This window comes from Nocardia sp. NPDC051900, assembly GCF_044452545.1.
In the GTDB taxonomy this organism is placed as follows: Bacteria; Actinomycetota; Actinomycetes; order Mycobacteriales; family Mycobacteriaceae; genus Nocardia; species Nocardia sichangensis.
Window position 1 is genome coordinate 1 of sequence record NZ_JBITBU010000029.1, and the last position, 24,636, is coordinate 24,636.

Below are 24,636 nucleotides of genomic sequence, written 5' to 3' on the forward strand. Positions count from 1 at the left end.
AGGACCCGGATCGATGGCCGGTCGCGGTGTACTCCCGCATGAACCACGAGTGGTCGGTGTATCCGTGCGGAATGGCCGAGTTCCTGCTGAAACTCCTGCGCAATGAGTGGCATCCAGGGCCGATCAGCGACACCTCGCTCGAGGGCGTGGTGGACGCGCGTTTCCTGCACGACAAGGACGAGGCAGCCGCATACGAGGCGGGGCTCGACCCCTGGGAGTACTGATCCGCACGACCTGCTCAATCCCGCTCGGAGAACTTCGTGTGGTAGCGATTCGCCACCCGAACGCGCATCAGCAGGAGCGTACGTTCCAGTTGGCGGTGATGTGGTTGAGGTGTAACCGATTGCGCCGGACGGCGCCGAGGAGGAGACACTCGCCCGGCCACTGGCCAACATCTTCCACGATATCGCGCGATAGCCCGCAATTTGGAACCGGATCCACGATTCACCGGTGACGCGAGTCAGTGCAGGTCGTACGTCCACACCTGGCCGTTGTCCCGGATATTGAAGACGATGGTGCCCGCCTGCGAGAGCGGCGGCGAGTTCGCGTAGCTGATGGCCGCGGGGACGTCGGCCCACAAATGCGCTACCCACGAAGTCTGGTCGAGCAGATCCTGTTTCTTGATATCGGCTGCCTCGTTCGCCGTGTGAACAACTGCCGAATCCATGCCTGCGGTCATGATGTCCTCCATTTCGCGTAAACGTTCTTTGCCTGCGAAACCGCCCCGCAACGGACGATCCGATTCCCCGAGTCTTCGCCTCGGATGTCGTCATCTCACGAGTAGTCGACTACGGGTTCCTACCCGGCGATACTCATCGGGACGCGGGGCGGGGTTATCGCTGGATCCGTGCGCGGGCCTCGCCATGTGCGGTCCGCTGCCGGCCGGCGTGAGCTGTTACTCCACCGCTGTACGGCGGGGTCGTCACCGGCCTTCCACATATTTCAAAGTTGTACGGATTTTTGCCGCGCGAGGTCGGATGCAGGTAGTCGCTACTCGTGTCACGGCCGCAGAATCGGCGAAGCATCCATACCGAGCGATTTTCATCCCGACTGATTCGCGAAAGGATATGTGATGGCCGATCTTCCTACACCTGGAGGACGAGGCCGCGAATTGTGCGGCACCATGGCAGTTCACCACAAACTGCTCCAACAAAGCGAAAGCTACCGACAGCGTTCGGCGATGTTCGAGAACCGCGCGCTCGCCTACGAAGGCCGTATGCGCGCACCGATGCGCACCGGTCCGATCACGATCCCCGTGGTCGTCCACGTCGTCCACAATCCCGCGTTCCCGGCCGAGAACATCAGCGCGGCCCAGGTCGAGAGCCAGATCGCGGTGCTCAACCAGGACTTCCGGGCGACCAATCTCGACCGCGTCGGCGTGCCGACCGTCTGGACCGATCGTATCGCCGACTGTCGAATTCAATTCGCCTTGGCGACAACCGATCCTGATGGCAATGCGACCGACGGCATCACCCGGACCGCCACCACGAAGACATTCTTCAGCGCCGAAGCCGACGATGTGAAAGCCACCGCGACCGGCGGCGCCGATCCCTGGCCGAGCGACGAATACCTCAACCTCTGGGTATGCGCCGATCCGCAGACCGCGCCCGGAAACTCGATTCTCGGTTACGCGCAATTCCCTGGCGGTCCCGTCGACACCGATGGCGTCGTCATCGCGACGAACTGCTTCGGCACAATCGGAACCGCCACCGCGCCGTTCCACCTGGGGCGCACCACGACGCACGAAGTCGGGCACTGGCTGAGTCTGCGCCATATCTGGGGCGATGACGGAAGCGGCTGCTCCGGTGGCGATCTGGTCGACGACACGCCCAACCAGGCCACCCAGAACTTCGGCAAACCCCAGTTCCCGCACATTTCCTGCAACAACGGCCCCGATGGCGACATGTTCATGAACTACATGGACTACACCGACGACGCGGCGATGTTCATGTTCACCACCGGCCAATCCTTGCGGATGAACGCGTGCCTGGATGGGCCGAGGGCCTCGTTCCTGGTCGCCGCTCGCGCTCCGGCCGGGGATCTGCGACCGGCGGTGTCCTCCATTGCCGCGGAGGCGACGCCCGGACGCGGCGAGGCGGCCGCACCCCGTTCCGTGCCATCGACGAATTCGAGTTCCTCCGGCGGCGCGGGTGCGGTCGCCGACCTCGAGGGCGAGGTAGCGTTGTTGCGTTCATTACTCGACGAGATCAACGGCGTCCTCGCCCGAGCGCCACACTGGTCGGCGCCGGGGACCCGGTGAGGATTGCCGGTGACCGGACCGATCCCCATCCTCGGAATATGGGTGCACTCCCACGAGGAGGACACCGACACGGTGTCGATTTATCGGCCACGTGACTTCCCGTTTCCCCGGTCACGTGGCCGGTGCGGCCTCGAGTTCGGAGAAGACGGCACCGTCGTCGAATACCGTCCCGGCGCCGATGACCGGGCCCGGGCGATGACCGGCTCCTGGCGTGACCTCGGGGACGGCCGTTACTCGATGTCTTTTCCCGCCAAAGGCGCAGCCGAGCCCACTACACGTACGCTGCAATGCGTCGGGGACGCCCTTCTGGTGGACACCGGGTAATCAGCTTCGATCACCCATCGCCCACCTGAAACCCTTGTGGGTCTCGCTGACCTTCGATGTGGCGGCGTCTGGATCGGGATGAGCACCGTGCCAGCGACGGCGACCTCCACGTGCCAAGAAGACTTCCAACGCTTCCGACGCCATCGGGTTACCCCAACCGGGCGGCCAGCACAGGAAAAGCACCGGAATCACCAATCAGCTCAGTGCTGAATTCTTCGAGGCCGCCGAAGAGATACCAGGCGTCGCGTTGACCTTCCGACTTTGGAATTGACGCATTCGAGGCCTTGTCCGGCGGTTCGGAGCCTCTACGCGCGAAGGCAGGCCGATAAGGGGCAGGCGCAGCCAGCCCGCCTCAAAACAGCCCGCCGGTCGATCAAGGCGACGGCACCTATCGGCGCAAAGTTACGGTGCCCGACGATACATCGGAAACGAGTCGAAGTTGCGGGTGGCGCAGCGGCGCAACGGCATATCGTCGTTCAGGACAGGTTCGGTGCGGTAATTACGATGTACCCCGCAGGAGACGAGTAGGGATCAGGTGGCTTTAGACATCGTTGTACAGGACATCAACCATGCCGAGATACACCGCTTCGGTGACGATGCGGACGAAACGCTGTTCAGGCTGTGCGCCGCGCAGCCCGACACCAGTTTGGTGCGGGGCATCTACCGGTACGGCGACACCATGTTCAACCGGTACCAACTCGGATTGATCCTCGATCAGATCGAGCGGATCGAGGTACGGACCGATACCGAGCGGCAGGCTGTCGACCTGCTGAGGCGGGCATCGTCGATCGCGCTTCGCGCCAACGGATATCTCCTGTTCGTCGGCGACTGACGGGTAGGTAGGACCGGTCAGACATCGGGGCGAGCATGCAGCGTGGGCGACGGATCGAGAGTGTGCCTGCATCAGGGAACCGGCGTGCTGTGCCCGAATCGTGGAGGGCTTTTGTTATGGGTGGGGCGCGAGGTCGATGCGGACGTCGTCGTTGTTGCTGATGACGAATACTCGGTCGTGGTTTGCCTTCGTCCACTGGTGCGGGATCAGGAAGAAGCGGTCAGGAGTGCGCGCCAGTAGTAGGAGCCCGCTGTAGGCGTAGCGGTATTTCTCCCCGGGTGTGGTGATCGGGAGAACTTGGGAGCCGCCGCCTTCGATCGCGAGCCGATCGACGCTGAGCAGCAGGACGACCGGACGTGCGCCGAAGCCGGTCTCGACGGTGAGGCGGGCGTCGCGAATGGCGCGCTGATGGGCGTAGGAGCCCACCGCCCACGAGAAGCCGAGGAAACCTAACCCCAGCAAGGCCAGGATCGGTAGCCATGGGGTGGATTGTGTGCGTCTGCGACCGGCGCCGGGGCGGCTGAAAATGCGGGGATAGGTTTCCCGCAGCGCGATGGCGTACCCGAGGAGTGAGACCGCCGCGATGAGCATGATCGGCATGTATGAACCGAGCCACGGCGGTAGCCGGTCGCGGACGATGACCAGAAGCGCGAAGACTGTAGCCAGGATGACGCCGCTGATCCAGATGGCCATCGTCCAGCGCCGGAGCGTGGCGACGGGTCGTCGGCTGCGTACGGCAACGGCAAGCGGAACCGACCGAAGTGCGTAGCAGGCGAGCACGACCAGCAAGACGATGGTCACGGGCCAGTAGCTACTGGTGAGGCTGCCGATGACGTAGTCGGGGGTGGACAAACCGAGCATCCCGACATCCACGCCGAAATAGCCGTACCAGGCGCGGGTGTACACCAAGCCGAAGTAGTAGAGCACTGCGGCGATAACCGCGCCCTGCGAGGCGATGGCTCCCGCAGCGGTCAGAGCTCGACGAAGACTGTGCCGGCCAATCGAATCGGCGTCGTCCCCACTCATCGAGGGGGCTCACTGGTCGTCGCTGGGTGAGGCGCGACAGTCGTCCTGATATCGACTCCAGTGCCCGGCCTGCCCGGGAGAATCGGAACCGTCGGTGGCACGTTTGTGGGCGGGGTTGTCGGGATGATGACTCCGGTCGTGCTACTCGCCACGGAGACTGACGCGGTTGAGGGGATAACCCGCCCGGTCTCGGAGGATACGGACGGAGTAGCTGAAAGGACCGAGCTGGCAGTCGCCGAGTCGGGAGAGGTGGTCACTGCGCTGGACGTATCAGCTTTCGGGGCGGTTGTGGTCGGAGAAACCGTGGTCGGTGCATCGGGCGACCCGCACGCGGCCAGCCCACCGATCAACAAGCAGGAACAGACCGCAAAAAGCTGCGATACCGATCGCATCAAGCCCTCCTCGGACAGTGGAGAACAGCACGAGTATTTCACAGAACCATTGCGTCAGTGCAGGTTTGAATTCGAATCGGATCCTCGGCAAAGAAGCGCCTCCGGCCGCATCACAGCGAGTGACGGCACCTCCCAGGAACCCTACTGCAACATATGTGCCGGCGATGGAGGGCGGCGGTCGCTTTGCCCGGTGCAAGCGCCACAGATCCGACGAAACGGTTCTGTCCACATCGCTCGATCAGCGGCATGAGCGGACGTCCGGTCCGGCGACCCGGATGTGTCGGCCGACAACCGGCCAGCCCGCCGCTGCCAGCTGTGGACATCGAATATCACACCGCAGTCCGATTCCGTCTCATACCAGAGGGTTACAAGTAACGAGAATCCGACCGATAGCTTCGGGGTATCGAAATCCGCGCCCCGCTCCGACATCGACCGGCCGACATCGTCGACGGATGGGGTGGCGTCTCCGGCTCAGCTCTCAGGAAGATCTATGACGACACCTGCCTTGGTCCCCGAGTCATCTCCACGGTCACCGCGGCGCGGCGCCGACGGTGACTACGCTCGTCTGTTGCGCCGGATCTCCGACGCGGGGCTGATGAACCGGCGTCCCGTCTACTACGCCATCCGGCTCGGTTTCGTCGGGGTCGCGTTCGCAGCCTGCTGGGCAGCGTTCGTCCTCATCGGCGATTCGTGGTGGACGCTGCTGGTCGCGGGGTTCATGGCCGTGACGTTCGCTCAGATCGCTCTGGTCATGCACGATGTCGCGCATCGCCAGGTTTTCCGGCTCCGGCAGCCGACGGAGCTCGTGGGAAGAGTTGTCGGCAACGCCGGCATCGGTCTGGGCTACGGCTGGTGGCAGGACAAGCACACTCGGCATCACGCCAATCCGAACCATGAGGAACTCGACCCCGATGTCGCGCCCGACATTCTGGTCTGGTCACAGCAGCAAGCACGGTCCAGTCGCGGTCTGCCTCGTCTCATCGGGAGGGCGCAGGCGTTCCTGTTCTTCCCCTTCCTGATGCTGGAGGGCCTGAACCTCCATGTGGCCGGCGTACGTGCGCTCAGAAATCGATCGATGAAGCACCGCGGATTGGAGGCCGCACTCCTGTTCGTCCACTTCGCCACCTACCTGACCGCACTGTTCGCGGTTCTGCCCGCCGACAAAGCCTTCGCGTTCCTCGCGGTCCACCAAGGCCTCTTCGGCCTGTACATGGGCTGCATCTTCGCCCCGAACCACAAGGGCATGCCGACCTTGACCGGCGACGACCGCCTCGACTACCTCCGTCGACAGGTGCTGACCTCCCGCAACGTACGAGGTGGCGCGTTGACCGACCTCGCCCTCGGCGGGCTCAACTATCAGATCGAGCATCATTTGTTCCCGAGCATGCCGACGCCGAACCTGCGTCATGCCCAGGTGATCGTCCGCGACTACTGCACCGAGATCGGCGTGCCCTACCACGAAACCGGGCTGATCTCCTCTTACCGCGAGGCGCTGAGACACTTGCACCATGTCGGCGCTCCTCTGCGCACCCCCGATCGACACCCGGGTACCGAAGTGTCACAACGGAATCGTTGAACACCGACTGGGCGTCACGCCGGCCCGGAAGCACCCGGTAGATGCTTCACACCGCCATCCGACGAAAGTCCCAAAGCCCGTTGGTCTTCCGATGGCTACGCTGACCAATGCAGATCCGCGCGGTATGCGGCATGAGCGGACGTAGTCGGGTGGCCTACCGAAGCGTCGTCCCTCTCGACACGTTATGTGACACCTACGGCTTTGCCGACAAAGTGATGGGTCCGGCTGTGGCCCCGGAGTCCGGCACCCCGGTGTAGTCGGGCAGCTCGACGCCGTTGATCGCGCGCTCGACCAACTCGGCGAACCACTCCCCGGTGAAATCGGGGCTCGGCTCGGCGTCCGGCCCGGGGACGTCGCGGCTGCGGGCGTTCAACTGGGCGATCTCCTGGTTGGCCTCGACGAACGAGCGCATCCGCGCCTCGTAGCCGGCGAACCCGGCCTCCGGGTCCCACCCGGCGGCGGCCAGCTCTCCGGCCAGCAGGTAGGCGCCGACCAAGGCCAGCCCGGTGCCCTGCCCGGACATCGGCGACGAGCTGAACGCCGCGTCCCCGAGCAGCCCCACCCGTCCGCTCGACCAGCGGTCCATCACCACCTGGGCGACCTGGTCGAGGTAGAAGTCCGGGGTGTCGTCCAGGTGCGCGAGGATGCGCGGGGTCAACCAGCCCATGCCGGCCATCCGCTCGCGCAGCAGGCGCTTCTGGGCCGCGACGTCGCGATAGTCGACATCGAAGTCCCCCGAGGGGAAGGAAAACATGGCCATCGCCCGGGTGGCGTCTTGGATGGGCCGCAGCCCGGCGGAGCGCCCGGACTCTTGGTAGTCGATCAGCCAGCGGTCCAGCCCGAACTCGTTGGGAACGCTGTAGAAAGCCAGCACGTGCCCGAGGTGGCGGACGAACCGCTCGCGCGGCCCGAAGACCATCGCTCGCAGCGCCGAGTGCAGCCCGTCCGCGCCGACCACCAGCTCGAAGCGCCGCCGGTCGCCGCCCGCGAAGGCCACGTCGACCCCGTCCGCGTCCTGGGTGAGCTCGGCGATCCGATCACCGAAGACGTACTCGACACCGTCACGGGTGTCGTCGTAGAGCACCTGGGACAGGTCCCCGCGCAGGATCTCGATCTCCGAGATGTACCCGTCGCCGCCATCGTCGTCCGCGCGATAGGTCTCCAGCACGTTCCCGTTCCCGTCCACGGTGTACGCGCCGGCCGTCTCAGTGCGGGCCGCGCGCACCGCCGCGTCCAGCCCCATCCGCCGGATGACCTCCTTGGTCACCCCACGCGCGTCCACCGCCTGCCCACCGGGACGCAGTTCGGGGGCCCGCTCCACCACGGTCACCTCGGCCCCTCGCCGGCGCAGCCAGTGGGCCAGCGCCGGCCCCGCGATACTCGCCCCCGCCACCAATACCCTGGTACCGCTCACTGCGCCTCCCGCTCACCCGGCCGGATCACTGTCCGGATCGATTGCTCTGACCCACCGCTGTCGGTGTATCCACAGGTATCGACGACGGATCCACAAGAAATTCATCGGTGCAGCCGAGACCGTGTCCACGCTCCTGCGAACACCACACTCGTCTGCCCGATGCCGCACCGACCAGGCCGGGCCGGAGGCGTCCACGGCGGCAACCTCAGTCGACGCAGGGGATGTTGGATCCGATGCTGGTGGTAACGGGTTTACCGGAGTCGGGCGCCGCGTCGGCGGGTTTGGAGGTGGGGGCACCGGTGGGCGAGGCTGCGCCGGTCGGTGTGGTGGAGTTCGTCGATGTGCCCGCACTCAATTCGTCGGGCATGGTGAAGTCGCTGCCGATCACGATCTTGATGTGGCCGGGGTCGATATTCTTGGACACGGCTGTCGGTAGCCCGCCGAGCAAGTTCGCGGCCTGGGTGGCGTCGGTGTCGGCGCCTGTGCCGTAATAGACGACCGAGCCGGAACCATCGGTGGAGGCGGCGTTGCCGATGTTTCCTTTGCCGAATCCCTTGTCGGCCAAGACTGTCGACACTTTGGCGGCCATACCTGCAGGTCCGCCCGCGTTGACGACGTCGACGGTACTGGTGGGTGTGGTCGTGAGTGCGGTGGGCGTGGCTGCCTGCACGCCGAACGCCGTGCGCACCGTCTTTTTGATGGCGGCCGGATCGATGACGTTGACGTCTTGGCCGTCGATGGTCTGGTAGCCCTGCACCGGCAAGGTCTGGAATTCGATCGGAATCGAACCCGCCTTTCCCATGGTCTGCGCGAAGTCGAGCACGTTCCAGCCTTGGGAGAGCACCACATCGTTCTGTGCGGCGTTGATCAATTGCTGCAGTTTGCCGATGTTGGTGAGTGTGCCGGACTCCGCGAGTTGTTTGGCGACCGAGGTGAGGAACGCCTGCTGGCGGTGGGTCCTGTCGAGATCGCCGTTGTCGAGTTCGTGACGTTGCCGGACGAACGACAGCGCGTTGGCGGCATCGAGGTGCTGAGGTCCGGCCGGGAACACCGCGCCGGAGTAGTACTCGTCGTCGACGGCGTGATTGAGACAGACATCGACGCCGCCGAGAATGGCGGCCAGGTCGTAGAAGCCGACGAGGGAGACCTCGGCGAACCGGTTGATCGGTACTCCCGTCAGTGCCTTCACGGTCTGCACGATGGATTCGCGGCCGGCCTCGCGGCCCTGGCGTTCCAGTTCGACCTTGTCTTTGACGCCCTGGTTGGCGAGCTTCTGCTCGACCGCCACCTTCTTCAGTCCGTAGGCTTCCTTGATCTTGGCGTGGTCGTAGCCGGGGATCCCGGTGACCGCGACGTAGTCGTCGCGCGGGATGGAGAAGGCGGTGATCTTCTTCAGATCCTTCGGAATGTGTACCAGGATGAGGGAATTGGCGTTGTAGCCGCCCTCGCTGCCGTCGCCGGCGTGCAACCGGTCCAAGATTTCTTTGGGTAGGTCGTTGCCGTTGCGGTCTTTGCGGGTGTCCAGTCCGATGAGCAGGATGTTCATGTCGCCGTCGAGTGCGGCGGCGTCTTCGGAACTGATCGCCCCGGACCGGGCGAACCCGTCATCGACGGCGCGCTCGGTGTAGTAGGCGAATCCGGTGCCCGATACGACGACCACCGAGGTAGCGGCAACGACCAGGCGAAGGGCGGTCCGTGCGACCCTGGCCTGCCACGACGACTGCGCGGTCCGGTCGCGGCGGGTGGGCCGCACCGGCACATACCGGTCGGTGGGGCCCTCGGCAGGGTCGGTCGCCTCCGTGCGCCGATTACCACCAGAGCCCATCGGTCGCGTGCCTGCACCGCGAGTCGCGGTTGCCGAGTTCTCCCGCCCCGCGTGCGAACCGTCCGCGGCCGATCCGCCTAGCTCGGCACGAGACTCACCTCGGTCTCCCGCCCGGTGCGAACGCCGGGCGCTCGCGGCGCGGGCGGACACCTCGCGAACCCCTTCGACAGGCGTTTCCGGCCGAGCATGACGACCACCGGACCGGGGAACCACGACCGGAATCGGTTCCGTTTCGTCACTCATTCGCCGTCAAGCCTCACGTCACAGTGCCGCGCGGAAACCACCGATAGCACTTCACCAGGTTAGAAATATCCTGCCCGATCTCTGTGACGAATACACACCGCGCAAGCACCCGATCGGGTACGCGGTAGCGAAATCCGTGGGCGCGGCATCACGTCACGCGCGCCGATCTCGGTGATGATCGACGACAGGCCGCGCCGGTCGGCATGCGCCGACAGTTCGAGGCGGTTCGATAGCCGCAATGCGGCGAGACCCCAGGTTCGCTCGGGTTGACGAGAGGTCGGGGCGCCACGCAGGATCTATCGCGAGATGGACGATTCATGCTGGTAGAGCTATTGGGTCCGGTGCGGGTGGTGGCCGCGGACGGGAGGAAGGCGTCGGTCGGGGGGCCGCGGGTGCGGGCATTGCTGGGGTTGCTGGCGCTCGAAGCCGGGCGAGTGGTGCCGGCGACGCGACTGGTGGACGGGGTGTGGGGGGAGAACCCGCCGGCGGGGGCGGGGAATGCGTTGCAGACTCTGGCGAGTCGGTTGCGGGCGGCGGCACCAGGCACGGTGCGGAATGACGGGGGCGGGTATGTGCTCGAGCTCACGCCCGAGGACGTCGATGTGCATCGGTTCGGGCGTGAGGTCGAGGCAGGGCGAGCGTTGCTGGCGGCCGGTGAGCCCGAACGAGCCATCGCGTGCTTCGATGCCGCGCTCGCCTTGTGGCGCGGGGAGCCGCTGATCGATGCGGGAGAATCGGAGGCATTGCGGGTCGCTGCACTGCATTTGACCGAACAGCGGCTCGAGGCGGTCGAACTGCGAGCGGACGCCTTTCGAGCCTTGGGCCGAGGCGGCGAGGTATTGGGTGAGCTCCGCACGGAGGTAGCCGCACATCCGTTCCGGGAGACGCTGGCCGCACGACTGGTGCGGGCGCTCGCGGCAGCGGGACGAACCTCGGAGGCGATACAACAGTTTCAGCGAACCGAGACCCTGTTACTGGACGAACTCGGCACGACACCCGCCGAGGTCCTGCGCTCGGCCCTGGCCGAAATTCACACGAACGCACCCCGTAATTCCGCAGTCGACAAACCTGCGATCGAGACGGCGCACGGATCGGGTCCGACGGGAGTTACGGAAGCATCGCGAACCAGCGGCGCATCCGCACCGCTGCTGCCCAGGCGGTTCACCAGCTTCGTCGGACGCGGACGCGACGTGGAAGGAGTGCGACGGGCGCTGCGCGAGGCCCGACTGGTGACACTGTCGGGTACCGGAGGCGTGGGGAAGACTCGGCTGGCCGCCGAGACGGTCGGGGCGCACGCCGAGGACTGGGCGGACGGTTTCGCTTTCGTCGAACTCGCCGCACTCGAGCGGGAGCGGCCCGACCGGCCGGCCATGAACGCGGTCGGAGTGGCGATAGCGAACGCGCTCGCTCAGTTCGAGCGACCCGATGAACTGTCCACGGAATGGGCCGATGTACTGGAGCGGACGCTGTCCGGCCGCCGAATGCTGTTGGTACTGGACAACTGCGAGCATGTCGTGGAGGCGACCGCGCGCCTGATTCACGATCTGCTGCAGCGGCTGCCGCTGCTGCGGGTGCTCACCACGAGCCGGGAGCCGATCGGCGTGGACGGCGAGCGACTGTATCCGGTCCGGACCTTGGACCTGCCCGAAGCCGACTCGGATATCGCGGCGGTCACCGCATCGCCCGCGGTCCGGCTGTTCATCGACCGCGCCACCGCGGCACTCCCGGATTTCGCACTGTCCGAGCTCAATTCCGCGGATATCCGCGCCATCGTACGCAGCCTGGACGGCATGCCGCTGGCTATCGAACTCGCCGCCGCTCGCCTGCGGAGCCTGCCGCTACCGGACCTCAGCGCCCGGCTCACCGATCGCTTCCGGCTGCTCACCAACAGCACTCGCCACGCGGTCCCGCGCCATCGAACCTTGCACGCGGCCGTCGCCTGGAGCTGGGGACTGCTCACCGATGCGGAAGCCACTGCAGCCCGGCGTTTTTCGATCTTCGCCGGCGGCGCGACCTTGGACGCCGTTACTTCGGTGTGTGGTCCGGACGCCATCGACACGGTCACCTCACTGGTGACGAAGTCGTTGGTCGACTTCGATGGACAGCGTTATCGAATGGCAGAGACCATCCGAGCCTATGCGACAGCGGAATTGACCGCCGCAGGCGATGCGGACGAAGTCGCCCGCATCCATGCCGACTGTTTCTCGGAATTCGCTGACGCCGCCGCCCACGGATTACGCACTACCGCACAACCCGATTGGCTCGCGCGGCTGATCGCCGAACACGGCAATTGCGAGACCGCACTACGGTGGGCGCTGGACGTCGGCGACGGCGAGCGCGCGGTTCGCCTGTACTCGAACCTCGTCTGGTATTGGCTGCTGCGCGGGTTGCACGGCGACATCTCCGAACGCCGCCGCGAGGTCCTCGCCCTGATCGACGACACACCGCCGCCGGGGTGCACCGGGGCCTATCTGGCCTGCCGGTACGCCGAGGAGCTGCCGGCGTACTTCACCAACATCTGGTGGGGCCAGATCCGAGATGACACGGGACAATTCGAGCGGCTGACCCGCGCGGCCCTCACCGAGGATCGACCTCCGCACCCGATGTTCGTGCTCATACTGGCGCTGCGTGACCTACTCGGCGACGACGACAGCCTGTTGACCGCGTGCACCACCTCCGATGATCCATGGCTACGCGGTAATGCGCTGATAGCAAAAGGTTTCGATGAACTGGGCGGCGACCACCCGGCCCGCGCCCTGCCCACTTTGGAGGCGGCGCTGACCTGCCTGAGCGCGCACGGCGACGCCCGGTCACACAGCCGCGCCCTGATCTCCCTGGCCAGCTACCGGACCCGGATGCTCGGCCTGGACAGCGCCCGCCCGCTGATCGCGAGCGCGCTGGAACTGCTCAGCGCCGACCTGGGCGCCGGTGAGCGCATGGGCGTGCTGCTCTTCGCGGCGGAGATGCACCTGGTCGGCGGCGATACCGAGGTCGCGGCAACCTATATCGACCAGGCCGAGGCCGTGATCACCCCGCACATCATCCCCGCGCCTGGGCGCTTCTTGGCGGCGACGCAGGCGCACCTGGCCCACCTGCGCGGCGACAACGACCGCGCGATGGAACTGTACCGGCGGATGTCCGAGCATCCGCTCCCCGACGGCCCGCCACCAGCAGGACGCCACGATACCGTCCGCTTCGTGAACCTGGCCTTCGTGAGCACCGCGCACGCGGCGGCCCTGGTCGCGGCGGGCCGGCCGGACGACGCGCTGCGAGAGCTGGCGATGCCCCGCGATCTGGCTGCCCAGACCTCGGCGGCGCTGCTGGCCGAGGTCGGTATCGGTTACGCCCTGGTTGCTCTGGCGAAGGACGCCCCGGAGCAGGCGGCCCGCATTCTCGGCGCCACCGACCGGATCAACCGGAGGGCCGGGGTGATCCGCATCGGCCCGTTCCGGCGGCGGGCGCTCGACCAAGCGGAAGCGGCGCTCGGGCCCGTGCGCCTGGGCGCGGAGTTCCTCGCGGGCGCCCGGCTTCCGGACGAGGCGGTGCTCGAACTGCTGCGTACCGTTCGCTGACAACGGCTGTCAGCGAACGGTACGGGCGGCACTGGATGCTCGGGGCACGTATCCCACCGATCCAGGAGTGCTCATGTCTGTTCCTTCGAATACGGAAACAGTTGTTTCCGTGCGTGGTTCCCGCCGACTCGGCGAACGTCTCGGTAGGGCCGGCGCCGTACTGGGAGCCGGCTTCATCATCTCCGTCGGCGGCGGTTATCTGCTCGCCCCGCAGCGAATGGCCCCGGGGTTCGGCTTCACCGACTGGCCGCGCGGCGAGGCCAACGGCTTTCTGAACGTCAAAGGCGTCCGCGATGTGGTCATCGGTCTGATCATGCTGGTCCTGCTCGCGGCCGGGCAGCGCCGCACCCTCGGCGCGACCCTGCTCACCATCGCCCTCATCCCGACCGGCGACATGCTCACCATCCTGGTGCGCCGCGGCTCCACCGCGACCGCCCTGAGCGTGCACGGTCTCACCGCGGGCCTGGTGGCCGCCGCCGGCGCGCTGCTGCTGCGCCGGGAAAATCGCTGAGCGCCCGATGAAGACACTGCTCAATACCGCGCACATCTACATGATCATCGGCCTGATCTCCGGGTTCTACTACCGCGAGATCACCAAGGTCGAACATTTCACCGGGCAGTCGCAGCTCGGTGTCGTGCACACCCACGTGCTGGCGCTGGGCATGCTGTTCTTCCTCATCGTGCTGGCCTTGGAGAAACAGTTCACGCTCAGCGCCCGGGGAAGCCTGTACGGCTGGTTCTTCTGGCTGTACAACATCGGCCTGGCCATCACCGTCGCGGCCATGACGCTGCACGGCACCCTCACCGTGCTGGGCAAGAGCAGTGGTGAGGCGATCGCGCTCGGCGCGGGCGTGGGCCACATCCTGCTGGCCGTCGGGCTGATCCTCTTCTTCATCACCGTCGGCAAATCCATCGACGACAGTCGAACACCGCACAGCGCAGCGGTATTCGCCGAACAGGAGGCATTGTGAACACCGGCCAGGACGGCGCACTGTGGACGCGGGACGCGGTCTCGCTCGCGACGCTGATCGCCGAGGGTGCGGTCACCGCGGCCCAGGTCGTCGAGTCGCATCTCGAGCGCATCGAGCAGGCCGACTCCGAGATCGGCGCGCTCACCACGGTATTCAGCGAATCCGCGCGCGCCGAGGCGGCCGCGGCCGACCGCAGGGCGCCGACGGGGCCGCTGCACGGGGTCCCGGTCACCGTCAAGAACAACCTCGATGTCGCGGGCAGCCCGACCACCTGGGGCGTGTCGGCCTTCGGGCAGGCCGTCGCGGCAGCGGACGCACCCGCGGTGTCCGCACTGCGGCGAGCCGGGGCGATCGTCATCGGGCGAACGAACATGCCGGACTTCGCCACTCGCTGGCACACCGACAACGACGCGGCGGGCCCGACGGTGAATCCGTGGAACCCGACTCGCAGCCCGGGCGGTTCCAGCGGCGGTGACGCCGCAGCGGTAGCCACGGGCATGACCCCTCTAGGCCTGGGCACCGACTTCGGCGGTTCACTGCGCGTACCCGCCGCGTTCTGCGGAGTCGCCTCCCTGCGCACCACACCCGGCCGGGTGGCGGTGGCCTCGAGCCTGTCCGGGGCCGCACCCGCGCCGACGAATCAATTGTTCGCGGCGCCGGGGCCGTTGGCGCGCACCGTGCGCGATCTGACGACTGCCTTCGAGGTACTCAGCGACAGCGTTGACCTGCGCGATCCCGGATGGATTCCAGTGCGTGACGCGACCGATACCGCCCTGCCCGCGGTCGCCGTCGCGCTCGGTGACGATATCGATCCGCAGGTGCGGGCAGCGCTGCTCGGCTGCGCCGACGCCCTCGAACGCGCGGGGTATCCGGTAGCCGAACTGGATCCGCCGCAATTGGGCGAAGTGGCGGCGGACTACGGCCGATTGGTTTCCACCGAGGTGGTGGTCCAGCGCCGCGAAGCCATGCGGCGAGTCGGCAGCGCCGGACTGAACACCTTCGTGGACGCGGCGATCGACCTGTTCCCGCCGCTGGATCTGGCGGGCTACATGACCGCGCTGGGTGAGCGCCTCACCCGCCGCGCGGCCTGGTCCCGCTTCCTCGCGGAGCACCCGATCGTGCTCGGTCCGGTCTCGGACGAACTGCCCTGGCCGGTCGGCTACGACCTCGGCGGCACCGCACAAGTCGCGACCATGTATGCGGCGCATCGCCTCACCATCGCCGCCAACTACCTGGCCCTGCCCGCGGTCACGGTCCCAGCGGGCGTATCGGCCGAGGGTCTTCCCATCGGTGTCCAGTTGATCACCGCCCCATTCGCCGAGCGCCGCGCGCTGACGGCCGCCGCCCATATCGAAGCGGCCTTTCCGATGCCCACACCCATCTCCCCCGCAACCGACCCGGCCACCCGGAACCAGGCTCGGTCCATCGGCTCGGGCATGACGCGGTGAACATTTCTGTAGCGAAGGGAATCTACATGTCACACAACACATTGCGATCCGCCGTGCGCGGACGGGTACTGCTGCCGGGTGACGAAGCGTTCGATACGGCACGGACCCCGTGGAACCTCAATATCGACCAGCCGGTAGCGGCCGTCGTGCACGTCGAAGACGCGGAGGATATGGCCGCCGTGGTCGGCTACGCGCGCGACGCGGGCCTGTCGGTGACCGCTCAGCCCAACGGCCACGGCGCTTCCGGTGATACCGCCGGCGCCATCCTGGTGCGCACGCGCCGACTCGATCGGATCGAAGTGGATCCGGCCCGGCGACGTGCCCGCGTCGGCGCGGGGACCAACTGGGGGCAAGTGCAGGCGGCGGCCGCCCGGCACGGCTTGACCGGGCTGGCCGGAAGCTCCCCGGTGGTCAGCGTTGTCGGCTATACCCTCGGTGGCGGATTGTCTTGGTTCGGCCGTAAATACGGTTGGGCGGCCGACAGCGTCCGGGTCTTCGACATCGTCGATGCCGACGGTCGTCAGGCCAGGGTCACGGCGGAATCCGACCCGGAGCTGTTCTGGGCACTGTGCGGCGGCGGCGGGGATTTCGCACTGGTGACGGCGGTGGAGTTCGATCTGTTCGCGGCTCCGGCCTTGTTCGGTGGCCTGATCGCCTGGCCGGCCGCGCAGACCGAGGCGGTCCGTGCGGCCTTCCAGGACATCACCGATCACGCACCGGCCGAACTCACGGTCTGGCTCAATCGGCTGGAACTGCCGCAGGCTCCGCCGGTGATCGCGATCGCCGCCGCCTACCTGGGCGAACCGGCGCGCGGACGGGACCTGCTGCGACGGCTGGACACGATCGACGGCATCCTCGCGGACACGCGCCGGGAATTGTCCCCGGCCGAGTTGGGCGCCATCGTCAACGAGCCCACCGCCCCAAGCCCCGGACTGCTGCGAACCGAACTGCTGACCGCACTGGACGAGACCGCCGCCGAAATCCTGCTGCACGCACCGATCGATCCGCTGATGGGCATCCAGCTCCGGCAGTTGGGCGGTGCGCTCGCCGAACCCACCCGAGGCGCGGCTCCGCCGTTCGCGGAGCCCTACGCGCTGTCTCTGCAGGCCACCGGCTCGGATCCCGACACCGTTGCCGCGGTACTCGCCACTCAGAAGCGCATCATCGCCGATCTGGGCGCGCGAGTCAGCGGCCGCAAACCGTACACCGTCCTGTCCGCCGGCGACAGCGTCGCGGAGGTTTTCGACACCGGCACCTTGGACCGATTGCGAAAGCTCAAGCAGGCCCGCGACCCACACGGCGTATTCCGCGCCAACTTCCCGATTCTCCACTGAACCTCCGGTTTCGAGACCGAGGTCAGCACCTCCACACAGCGCTGCCCCGCCAACGTCATCGGCGCGGCAGCGCTGTGCCCGCGACCAGCTATGTCGGTATCGGCCGCGAGGGCGATTCCCTCCGCCGCCCACCCGTTTTCGCGGGGCCAGGTATCCGGGCGGTAGTGCTCGAACGTCGTGCCGGATTACGTCGCGACCGTCGACGGCCAGGCTCGGTCGTCGATTGTGAGCCAGGGTTCGGTGGCTGCGGCGGTGGGGGATATGCCGGTGAATTCGCGGATGTCGCGGTGGAGGTGGGATTGGTCGGCGTAGCCGGTGTCGGCTGCTACTCGGGAGGGGGAATGTCCTTGAACGAGGCGGTGGACGGCGTGGTCGAAGCGGACAAGTTTGGCGGCGCGTTTGGGGGTCAGGCCGATTTGCGTGCCGAAGCGTGACCACAGTCGTTGACGGCTCCAGCCCAGCTCGGCGGCGAGGTGCTCGACGCGGAAACGGCCGCGGCTGAGTTTGATCTGCCGCCATGCCCAGGCGACCTCAGGGTCGACGCGCTGGTCGTGCCGGGACCGCGCGGACAGCGCGGTGTCGACCAGGGCGAACCGGTCGGGCCAGCTCGGCGTCTCGTGCAGGCGCTCGCGCAGCCACCCCGCCTCACGACCCCAGAGGTCGTCCAGGCCGATGATGCTTCCGCCCAGCTCGGTGGGAGGAAGGCCGAGAATCGCTTGGGCGACAACCGGTTCCAGGCGAATTTGGACGCATTCGACGGCGTCGACGCGGACCGGAAGCGCGGTGCCGGCGAGGCCGAGTGTCAGACTGCCCGAATGGCTACGGCCCGTCGAGTCGCGGACCTCGAAGCCGCACTCGCCGAACTCGACGATCACCGTGACCGCCGGATGTGGAATGACACGCACCTGCTCCGGGCCGTCCCCGTGCACATGGAATCCGGCCATGTCGACGCCGCGCAGGGCGGGTGGCCGCGCCGGTCGCGCGATGTCCCAAGGCACACGTCGATTGTATGAGCAGCCGCGCACGCTGACATTTCTTCAATACGCGGCCCGCAGTCGTGCCAGAACGTGGTGGTGTCCCAACCAATCGAAGGAGCAACCGTGGACGAAACCATAGCCGCCGCGAGACCGAATCGGTGGCGGCATATCGGGCTGCTGATCGCCACCGCCCTGGTCGCCGTGGCCACCGGCTATACGACCGGCGCGGCGAACGCCGAGACCGACGATTCGCACGAGCACATGGTTCATCTGCCGGGCGGAGACATCCATGTCGTCGCCGACGGAACGCCAGGCGCTCGCGCGGTGGTGCTGCTGCACGGACTGGGCGCCTCGACCGCCTATTGGGATCCGGTGCTGCCCGCCTTGCGGGACCAGTACGTCGTGCGCATCGACCTGCTCGGCCACGGCAAGTCCGATAAGCCCGACAGCGGCTACAGCACGTCCGAACAGGCGAGCCGAGTGGGGGCCGTGCTCGACCAGCTGGGCGTACGGCAGGCGATCGTCGTCGGGCATTCTTCCGGCGGCTACGTGGCCACCTCGTTGGCCGAACAGCGCCACGACCTGGTGTCGGCGATCATGCTGATCGACTCCGGTCCCCGCCTGGACGCCGTCACCGGCAGCGGTCCGGTCGGCAACCTGCTGTTCGTTCCTGCGATCGGACAGCCGGTGTGGCCGCTGCTCCCGGATGCCGTTCTCCGGCAAGCCATGAGTTCCGCGTTCACCCGGGACGTGCGGATCCCCGACCAGTTCGTCGCCGACCTGCGCGGCATGACCTACCGCAGTCTCACCGCGACCTCCACCGCGTCGGACGACTACCTGCGGGAACGGTCCGAACCGGACCGGCTCACCGACCTCGGCGTTCCGGCCATGGTGCTCTACGGCTCTCAGGACAAGCGATGGCAGCCGGACTCTTACGAGGACTACCGCCGCGTCCCGGGCATCCGGATCGAGAGCCTCGACTGTGGCCACACACCCATGGTGGAAGAGCCCGACGGCACCGGCGCCCTCATCCGTGACTTCGTCGGCCGGCACTGATCGTAGTTGTCGGCCACCTCTGGGTGGTTCCTGCGGGGCCGCAGCTCCCGCTAGTCGTCTTCGCCGGTCGGTCCGTCCAAACCCGCCTCACGGAGGATGCGGGTCAAGGTATCGGTATCGACCGGCCGCTGCGGCTCTTCCTTCTCCGCAACCGGGTTCTCCCGAGCGACAGGCAGCATTTCTTCGTAGCCCGGGTCGCCGGGGTGGAACTCCTCGAAGCCGCTGTAGAAGACGCCGTCCTCGGTCTGGCCACGCAGCGGCAGCAGGATGGTCACGCCGTCTTCTGCCAGCATGGGTGGGCTCGTATCATCCGAATACGCGGTCAAAATAATCCTTCAACTGACGGGCAATCTGGTCGTTGCCGAGGGCGAACTTGCGAAGCTGCTTGATGTCGCCGTGCATCCACGCCGTGAACGCTTCGGCGAAAGCCTCGCAGCGACGGTTGTAGTAATCGTTCCACTTATGTTTTTTCCCGATGGATTGAAGCATCGACGCGTGCAGGTCGCGCCACTCCTGGGTGTCGCTGAGCCATCTTCCACCGGTACCGTACGCCGCGTCGGCCGCATGCCCGAACTCGTGGAAGACCACGTTCTCGCTGCCGCTGCGCCCGCCGGAGTTGATCACCAGCCGGCGCGGTCCACCCATGTACACGCCCTGGACGGTGTTCCAGCTCGTTCCGGCCTTGCGTCCGTATGGGGTACTGCCTGCAAGGCTCTCGGTACCGGGCAACTGGAGTAGGGGGCGATTACCTATGACGATTCCGCCACCGGCCACGGCGTTCATATGCTCGCTGACCCTCGCGTAGATATGGCTGGGCACTCGGGCGAGATCTGTCACCATCTGCCCGGTCTCAGGTGTCTGGTCGATGATGTTGACGAATGCGCCACCGTCGGCGGGAGGATAAGCGACAGTGAATTCGTACACATCGGCCAGGCGCACCTGATCCCCCGGATGCAGCATGACCTTCGTGCCGGGTGCGATCTCTTCGCCGTTGACGTAGGTGTGGTGGGTAGATCCTTCATCGCGGATCCAAACGCGGCCGGAGGGGTAGGTGCCGATACTGGCGTGCCTGCGCGAGATCCGGTCGGCGCGCGAAAGCCCGCTGGGTATCCCCGTCCCGTCCCGCCCGAGCAGGACCGGTTCGCCACCGCGCACCAGATCCAGCGACACGTCGCCGAGTGAGTTGTTGAGCTTCACCGCCAACGGGCGCGGAGGGGCCTGACCATAACCGTCCTCGAAACGTGCGGCGCCGATCCAGTCACCGAGCCGGACCTGATCGCCGGGACGAAGCCGAACCGGCCCTTGATCGGGATCGACCTTGATGTTGTCGACCCACGTCCCCCGCGTGGAGTGTTCGTCGCGCAACCACAGAGTTCCGAACTCGTCGCGGTAGATGACGGCATGGCGGCGGGATACCGATGTGTCGGTCAACTGGTCCGACAGCGGGGAGTCGGTCCCGCGCCCGAGCACAACCTGTTCACCACGCCGCAATGTCAGCGGAGGCACGTTTTCGTCGTCGGACAACCGCAGCTCCAGCGGCGGTTCCTCGCCGAATCGCAGCCGTGTCGACACGTCCCCGAACTTCACCTCGTCCTCGGCGTTCAGGTAGCGTTTCTGGCCGTCCGGCACGATCTCGTCGTTGACCCGCAGCGGGTTCCAGCCGTCGTGAACCCGATCGAGCACCCAGATGCCGCCATCCAGGTCACGTCCGACGATCACCTGCCGCCCCGGCCTGCCGATCACCATCGCGTGGCCGTTCAGCGCACTGACGTCGACGGAAACCTCCTGGCCGGGTTCGAGGCGGATGGGGAGCTTCTGTCTGCGCTGCTCGAAGCGCAGCTCGGCCGGCGGAAGTTGCGGGGGTTCCTCGCTGCCGATACGAGCGGTCCCGACATAGTCCGGGCCGAGTCCCACGTTGTCGCCTTCGGACAGTGTCACCCTCTGGTTCGGAGCGATCCTGTCCCCGTTGATCCATACCCCTTCCGACCCCCGGTGGTCTCTGATCCACAGACGACCGTCGTGGTCCAGCCCGAGCGTCGCGTGCTGCTCCCCGATGCCGCGGATGCCACGCAACTGGGATGCGAAGGGCGAACTCTCGCCGGTGCCGATGATGACCGGCCTACCGGGTTCCAGCCGCACGGATGTCGCGTCCGTCCCGACGCCGAACCGCACGTGCACCGGGCTGGCGTCCAGCGCGGCGTCCAGCGGAATGAACTGCGCCTCCCCGCGGTAGCCGCCGAATCGCACGGCATCGCCCGGTGCCAAAGTGCGCTTCTCGCCTTCGGCGAGCAGGTCGCCGTTCACCCGGGTGCCGTTGGTGGAGCCCGCATCCCGGATCCACACGCGGCCATCCTCGTCCATGCCAATGGTCGCGTGGCGGCTCGACACAGTGATTCGGCCGGTCGCCTCAGGGTGTATGAGGCCGCGACCGAGATCCACCTCTCGGCCACGATGCAGCGTGAACGTGGGCCCGTCGTCCCCGAACAACCGGACTTCGGCTGTCTGCCGCTCGAATGTCACCCCCAGTTCGAGGTCCCGGCTCAGCAGCACCTCTTGCCCGTCGTAGATGCGCACCCATTGCCCGCCCGCCAATTGCTTGCCGTCGACGAAAGTGCCGTTCATCGAATTCTCGTCGCGGAGCATGACGTGGCCTTGATCGTCCACCTTGAGCGTCGCGTGACGGCGTGACACCCGATCGTTCGCGACCTGCTCCAGCAGCGCGCCTTGGCCGCGTCCGAAAACGTATTCCTGGCCGGGAATCAGTCGCAGCGGAATCCGCGCGCCCTCAGGGCCGGTCAGCACCACGTCGACGTAGCCACCATCGGGATGACGGTAGTGCCCGGTGAGCCCGGCCGGCGGGGGCGCACCCGCGAGCGTGTACCGGTCCTGGCTCACCGATTGCTCGTGCAGCTGGACGCGCGGCTGCGGTCGTGTCGGCGGGCCGTCATACGTCGGTTCGTCGGTCCGCGTGTGGGGCGTCGGCTCTTCGTGTGTCGCCGGAGCCTCATCCGCTGCCGACTGCCGCCCGGCCGGATCTGTCTCATCGACTGGAGGACGCGGCCTCGACTCGTCCGGAACACGCGAATCGTCCCCGACCGGCCGTCCGTCCGACGTCTCGTCGACCGGGACCCGCGGCGTCAGTTCCTCCTGCCGGACGAGCGGACCATCCGCATTCCGTGGTAGCGCCGGCGGCTGGTCCCGGCGGCCTCGTGGCGTGACAGTCGAGCCGTCGACCTGGCCGCGCGGTGTGGGTGGCCTCCCGTTGCCCGCAAATGCGTCAGCGCCGGGCGGCCGGTCTTGTCGCGGCGTGACCGACACCGCCCGGCCGTCACCAGGGGTGATTCCCGGCGCCGAGCCGGGAGACTGCGGTGACACGGGCGGCAGAACCCCACGCCCGGCGTCACCACCACCCGCGGCATGTTCCTCCAACGCGGTCATCCGCTGGAGCATGCCGTCGTACCAGTCCCGATGACCCGCGGCGTAGAACACCGGACTCAACTCTTCGACACGCTGCCGGATCTCCAGCAACTCCGGGCGGGTGAGAGCGTGGTCGTTCCACAAGATCTCGTTGGTGTCCCCGTAACGCAGGAAGTTCTCCGCGAAGGGGCCGACGGAATACTGCGCGTCGGTGAAATTCTCGAACGCGCGACTGTGGTCGATCCCCCATACGTTGCCGTCCGGATCCACCATCCAGTTGTCGCCATTGCGGTCGGGTATGCGTATCAGCACGTCCATGACACCTTGGCGCATTCCGGCAGGACCGCTGACGACGTCCTGCGGGAACGCGCTTCGCGGATACGTGTCCGCCGCCACCGTGCCGGGCACCACTTCCATGTAGACGTGGTCGCCGATCACGTGCACCGCGGGCACCCGTGCGCCCACCGCGTCGCCGACCAGCGAGCTCAGGAATTCCGCGTGTGCGTGCAGCGGATCGGAAACCACCTTGTGGATCACTTCGGTGCCGTCGTGGAAGACGAGCCGCTCTACCACTCTCGCCGACTTGCCCTCGGTGCTGAATCGTTCGATGGTCTCCACTCGCGGTGGTTCACCGGAACTCAACAGCTCATTGATGCGTGAGGCGAATTCCCAGTGGCGCAGACCGAGTCGAGGGGTGTCACCTTCCGAACGCATCGCGGTACGGCCTGCGGTGTGGACTCGGATCGCACTACCCGCCGCGCCGACGAACCCGCTGCCGAAGCCGGTGATCGCGGCTTCGCGAACCATCTTGAACAGGTCACCGAGGCTGTGGATCTCGTCCATGTGGATCAACACCGACGGCACCGCGCCTGCCAGACCGCCGGTCACACCGCCCGCGCCGCCGAGCAACATCGTGCCGCCCATATGGGCAGCGAGCCGACCGCGCTGACTGACCGCTCGGCCGCGCGCCCAGCCCAGCACGCGTGGCGCGAGTCTGCGGCCGACCTCCGCACCCGCCACACCACCGACCACACCGCCGAGGAGCATTTCCAGGAAGGCGCCCACGTCGAACTTGTCGCGCACGCCGTCTTTCAGGTCCCACAGCTGTGCGCCGCCGCTGATCGCGGCACTGGTCAGGAGACCGACTTTCGCCGCGTGCACCGCACCGTGCAGCGCAGCCCGCTGCGCAGCGCCCGCTACCGCTCGTTCGCCTACCTCCGCGGTGAGTCTCGCGGCCGCGGCGGCCATCGCCTGCTCGGCCTCGATCCGGTCGATCAGCGCCTTCGCGCCCCCGCCCTGGAAGAACAGCAGGGCATCGTAGGCCAATTGGGCAGCGAGGGCGATCCCCATCGCGAGCAGCAGATGCTGTGTTTGCACACTCGAATCAGCGACGTCGTGGCACTGCTTTCCCAAGCTCTGGCACACCGCTGCCTGATCGCGCATGGATTTAACGACGACACGGTGGCGGTCGGCCAGTGCCGTCGACGTGGCGCCTTGCACGGCTTGCTCGGTACGCCCGGCCTCGCCCTCGTATCGGTCGGCGGAGTCGTTCAACTCACCGGCAGCCACCAGGTACGCGTCCCCGTTACGACGCATTCCATCGATGTCGGTCTCCGGCCAGTGGCCGAGGACCAATTCGCGCACAGCCGAAGGCACCTCGGCCAGCAAACCGCTAGCATCCATCGCAGCCTGCCTCCCGGCACCCTCATATTCGCTGCGAGATCATTCAGACATATCGGACCGCACCCACCATTCCCGGCAGTGGGAATTCGGCCGGTAAGGGAATGCTGACCATACCCAGCGCGACGGACAGTCGGGAGTGCAACCAATTCGAAAAGTACTGCGCCAAAAGTAGCCTCTTTATCCCATACCGAGCCGATAGACCAGACGGTGGTTTCTGGGGCAACCGTCATGGAGTCCCGGCCCGGCGGCGGGAGTCTCACCACAGGCGGGTATGCGACCAGCGGTT

General features: G+C 66.7%; 18 protein-coding genes. 11 read left to right on the plus strand and 7 right to left on the minus strand.

Going from position 1 to position 24,636, the window contains the following annotated elements:
- On the plus strand, positions 1-224 hold a 224-nt coding region (locus ACIA5H_RS34305; protein ID WP_397080092.1), incomplete at its 5' end, for a hypothetical protein.
- Between the two features lie 236 nt (positions 225-460).
- Here the strand turns inward: ACIA5H_RS34305 and ACIA5H_RS34310 are convergent.
- Entirely contained in the window at positions 461-679 is a 219-nt protein-coding gene (locus ACIA5H_RS34310) for a hypothetical protein (RefSeq protein WP_355079985.1), read from the minus strand.
- Between the two features lie 501 nt (positions 680-1,180).
- On the opposite strand from ACIA5H_RS34310, the gene ACIA5H_RS34315 reads away from it, so the two are divergent.
- The 3 genes from ACIA5H_RS34315 (at position 1,181) to ACIA5H_RS34325 (ending at position 3,416) form a co-directional block, all read left to right on the plus strand.
- A complete protein-coding gene (locus tag ACIA5H_RS34315; RefSeq protein WP_397080095.1) occupies positions 1,181-2,260 on the plus strand; it encodes a zinc metalloprotease in 1,080 nt (359 codons plus the stop codon).
- A 9-nt stretch (positions 2,261-2,269) separates the two neighbouring features.
- The gene (locus ACIA5H_RS34320) at positions 2,270-2,584 is read left to right on the plus strand and encodes a hypothetical protein (protein WP_397080097.1); all 315 of its coding nucleotides are present in this window, start codon (positions 2,270-2,272) and stop codon (positions 2,582-2,584) included.
- Positions 2,585-3,119: 535 nt separating this feature from the next.
- Positions 3,120-3,416 carry a hypothetical protein gene (locus tag ACIA5H_RS34325; RefSeq protein WP_397080099.1) on the plus strand — a complete coding sequence of 99 codons (297 nt, stop codon included), beginning with the start codon at positions 3,120-3,122 and terminating at the stop codon, positions 3,414-3,416.
- 114 nt (positions 3,417-3,530) lie between these two features.
- Here the strand turns inward: ACIA5H_RS34325 and ACIA5H_RS34330 are convergent, their stop codons facing one another.
- Positions 3,531-4,442 (minus strand): hypothetical protein, encoded by a 912-nt coding sequence (locus tag ACIA5H_RS34330; protein WP_397080101.1) that lies wholly within the window; start codon positions 4,440-4,442, stop codon positions 3,531-3,533.
- Positions 4,443-5,324: 882 nt separating this feature from the next.
- Between ACIA5H_RS34330 and ACIA5H_RS34335 the strand changes: the two genes are divergently transcribed.
- Entirely contained in the window at positions 5,325-6,410 is a 1,086-nt protein-coding gene (locus ACIA5H_RS34335) for a fatty acid desaturase family protein (protein WP_397080103.1), read from the plus strand.
- 193 nt (positions 6,411-6,603) lie between these two features.
- Here the strand turns inward: ACIA5H_RS34335 and ACIA5H_RS34340 are convergent, their stop codons facing one another.
- On the minus strand, positions 6,604-7,824 hold the full coding sequence (locus ACIA5H_RS34340) for an FAD-dependent monooxygenase (RefSeq protein WP_397080105.1): 1,221 nt from the start codon (positions 7,822-7,824) through the stop codon (positions 6,604-6,606).
- A 205-nt stretch (positions 7,825-8,029) separates the two neighbouring features.
- A complete protein-coding gene (locus tag ACIA5H_RS34345) occupies positions 8,030-9,649 on the minus strand; it encodes an LCP family protein (protein WP_379253923.1) in 1,620 nt (539 codons plus the stop codon).
- Positions 9,650-10,209: 560 nt separating this feature from the next.
- On the opposite strand from ACIA5H_RS34345, the gene ACIA5H_RS34350 reads away from it, so the two are divergent.
- The 5 genes from ACIA5H_RS34350 (at position 10,210) to ACIA5H_RS34370 (ending at position 17,217) form a co-directional block, all read left to right on the plus strand.
- Positions 10,210-13,464: an ATP-binding protein gene (locus tag ACIA5H_RS34350; RefSeq protein ID WP_397080108.1), complete on the plus strand. Its 3,255-nt coding sequence runs from the start codon at positions 10,210-10,212 to the stop codon at positions 13,462-13,464.
- A 73-nt stretch (positions 13,465-13,537) separates the two neighbouring features.
- Positions 13,538-13,975, plus strand: coding sequence for a DUF4267 domain-containing protein (locus tag ACIA5H_RS34355; protein ID WP_355080001.1), 438 nt, complete (start codon positions 13,538-13,540; stop codon positions 13,973-13,975).
- 7 nt (positions 13,976-13,982) lie between these two features.
- A complete protein-coding gene (locus tag ACIA5H_RS34360; RefSeq protein WP_397080110.1) occupies positions 13,983-14,435 on the plus strand; it encodes a DUF2871 domain-containing protein in 453 nt (150 codons plus the stop codon).
- Positions 14,432-15,883, plus strand: a complete 1,452-nt coding sequence (locus ACIA5H_RS34365) for an amidase family protein (protein WP_397080112.1) — start codon at positions 14,432-14,434, stop codon at positions 15,881-15,883. Before ACIA5H_RS34360 ends, ACIA5H_RS34365 begins: the two co-directional genes overlap by 4 nt.
- Positions 15,884-15,909: 26 nt before the next feature.
- Positions 15,910-17,217 carry an FAD-binding oxidoreductase gene (locus ACIA5H_RS34370; protein ID WP_397080114.1) on the plus strand — a complete coding sequence of 436 codons (1,308 nt, stop codon included), beginning with the start codon at positions 15,910-15,912 and terminating at the stop codon, positions 17,215-17,217.
- 185 nt (positions 17,218-17,402) lie between these two features.
- Here ACIA5H_RS34370 and ACIA5H_RS34375 read toward each other — a convergent pair whose 3' ends face one another.
- The gene (locus ACIA5H_RS34375; protein WP_397080116.1) at positions 17,403-18,215 is read right to left on the minus strand and encodes a helix-turn-helix domain-containing protein; all 813 of its coding nucleotides are present in this window, start codon (positions 18,213-18,215) and stop codon (positions 17,403-17,405) included.
- A gap of 102 nt (positions 18,216-18,317) precedes the next feature.
- Between ACIA5H_RS34375 and ACIA5H_RS34380 the strand changes: the two genes are divergently transcribed.
- Positions 18,318-19,250 carry an alpha/beta fold hydrolase gene (locus ACIA5H_RS34380; RefSeq protein ID WP_397080118.1) on the plus strand — a complete coding sequence of 311 codons (933 nt, stop codon included), beginning with the start codon at positions 18,318-18,320 and terminating at the stop codon, positions 19,248-19,250.
- A gap of 50 nt (positions 19,251-19,300) precedes the next feature.
- Here the strand turns inward: ACIA5H_RS34380 and ACIA5H_RS34385 are convergent, their stop codons facing one another.
- A complete protein-coding gene (locus ACIA5H_RS34385; RefSeq protein WP_355080008.1) occupies positions 19,301-19,543 on the minus strand; it encodes a hypothetical protein in 243 nt (80 codons plus the stop codon).
- Between the two features lie 13 nt (positions 19,544-19,556).
- A complete protein-coding gene (locus tag ACIA5H_RS34390) occupies positions 19,557-24,350 on the minus strand; it encodes an FHA domain-containing protein (protein ID WP_397080120.1) in 4,794 nt (1,597 codons plus the stop codon).
- Positions 24,351-24,636 lie beyond the last annotated feature (286 nt).

Coding starts and splice junctions, on each gene's coding strand:
- ACIA5H_RS34370 (WP_397080114.1), top strand. CDS start 15,910: ATGTCACACAACACATTGCGATCCGCCGTGCGCGGACGGGTACTGCTG.
- ACIA5H_RS34350 (WP_397080108.1), top strand. CDS start 10,210: ATGCTGGTAGAGCTATTGGGTCCGGTGCGGGTGGTGGCCGCGGACGGG.
- ACIA5H_RS34360 (WP_397080110.1), top strand. CDS start 13,983: ATGAAGACACTGCTCAATACCGCGCACATCTACATGATCATCGGCCTG.
- ACIA5H_RS34330 (WP_397080101.1), bottom strand. CDS start 4,442: ATGAGTGGGGACGACGCCGATTCGATTGGCCGGCACAGTCTTCGTCGA.
- ACIA5H_RS34335 (WP_397080103.1), top strand. CDS start 5,325: ATGACGACACCTGCCTTGGTCCCCGAGTCATCTCCACGGTCACCGCGG.
- ACIA5H_RS34315 (WP_397080095.1), top strand. CDS start 1,181: ATGTTCGAGAACCGCGCGCTCGCCTACGAAGGCCGTATGCGCGCACCG.
- ACIA5H_RS34390 (WP_397080120.1), bottom strand. CDS start 24,350: ATGGATGCTAGCGGTTTGCTGGCCGAGGTGCCTTCGGCTGTGCGCGAA.
- ACIA5H_RS34355 (WP_355080001.1), top strand. CDS start 13,538: ATGTCTGTTCCTTCGAATACGGAAACAGTTGTTTCCGTGCGTGGTTCC.
- ACIA5H_RS34385 (WP_355080008.1), bottom strand. CDS start 19,543: ATGCTGGCAGAAGACGGCGTGACCATCCTGCTGCCGCTGCGTGGCCAG.
- ACIA5H_RS34345 (WP_379253923.1), bottom strand. CDS start 9,649: ATGGGCTCTGGTGGTAATCGGCGCACGGAGGCGACCGACCCTGCCGAG.
- ACIA5H_RS34310 (WP_355079985.1), bottom strand. CDS start 679: ATGACCGCAGGCATGGATTCGGCAGTTGTTCACACGGCGAACGAGGCA.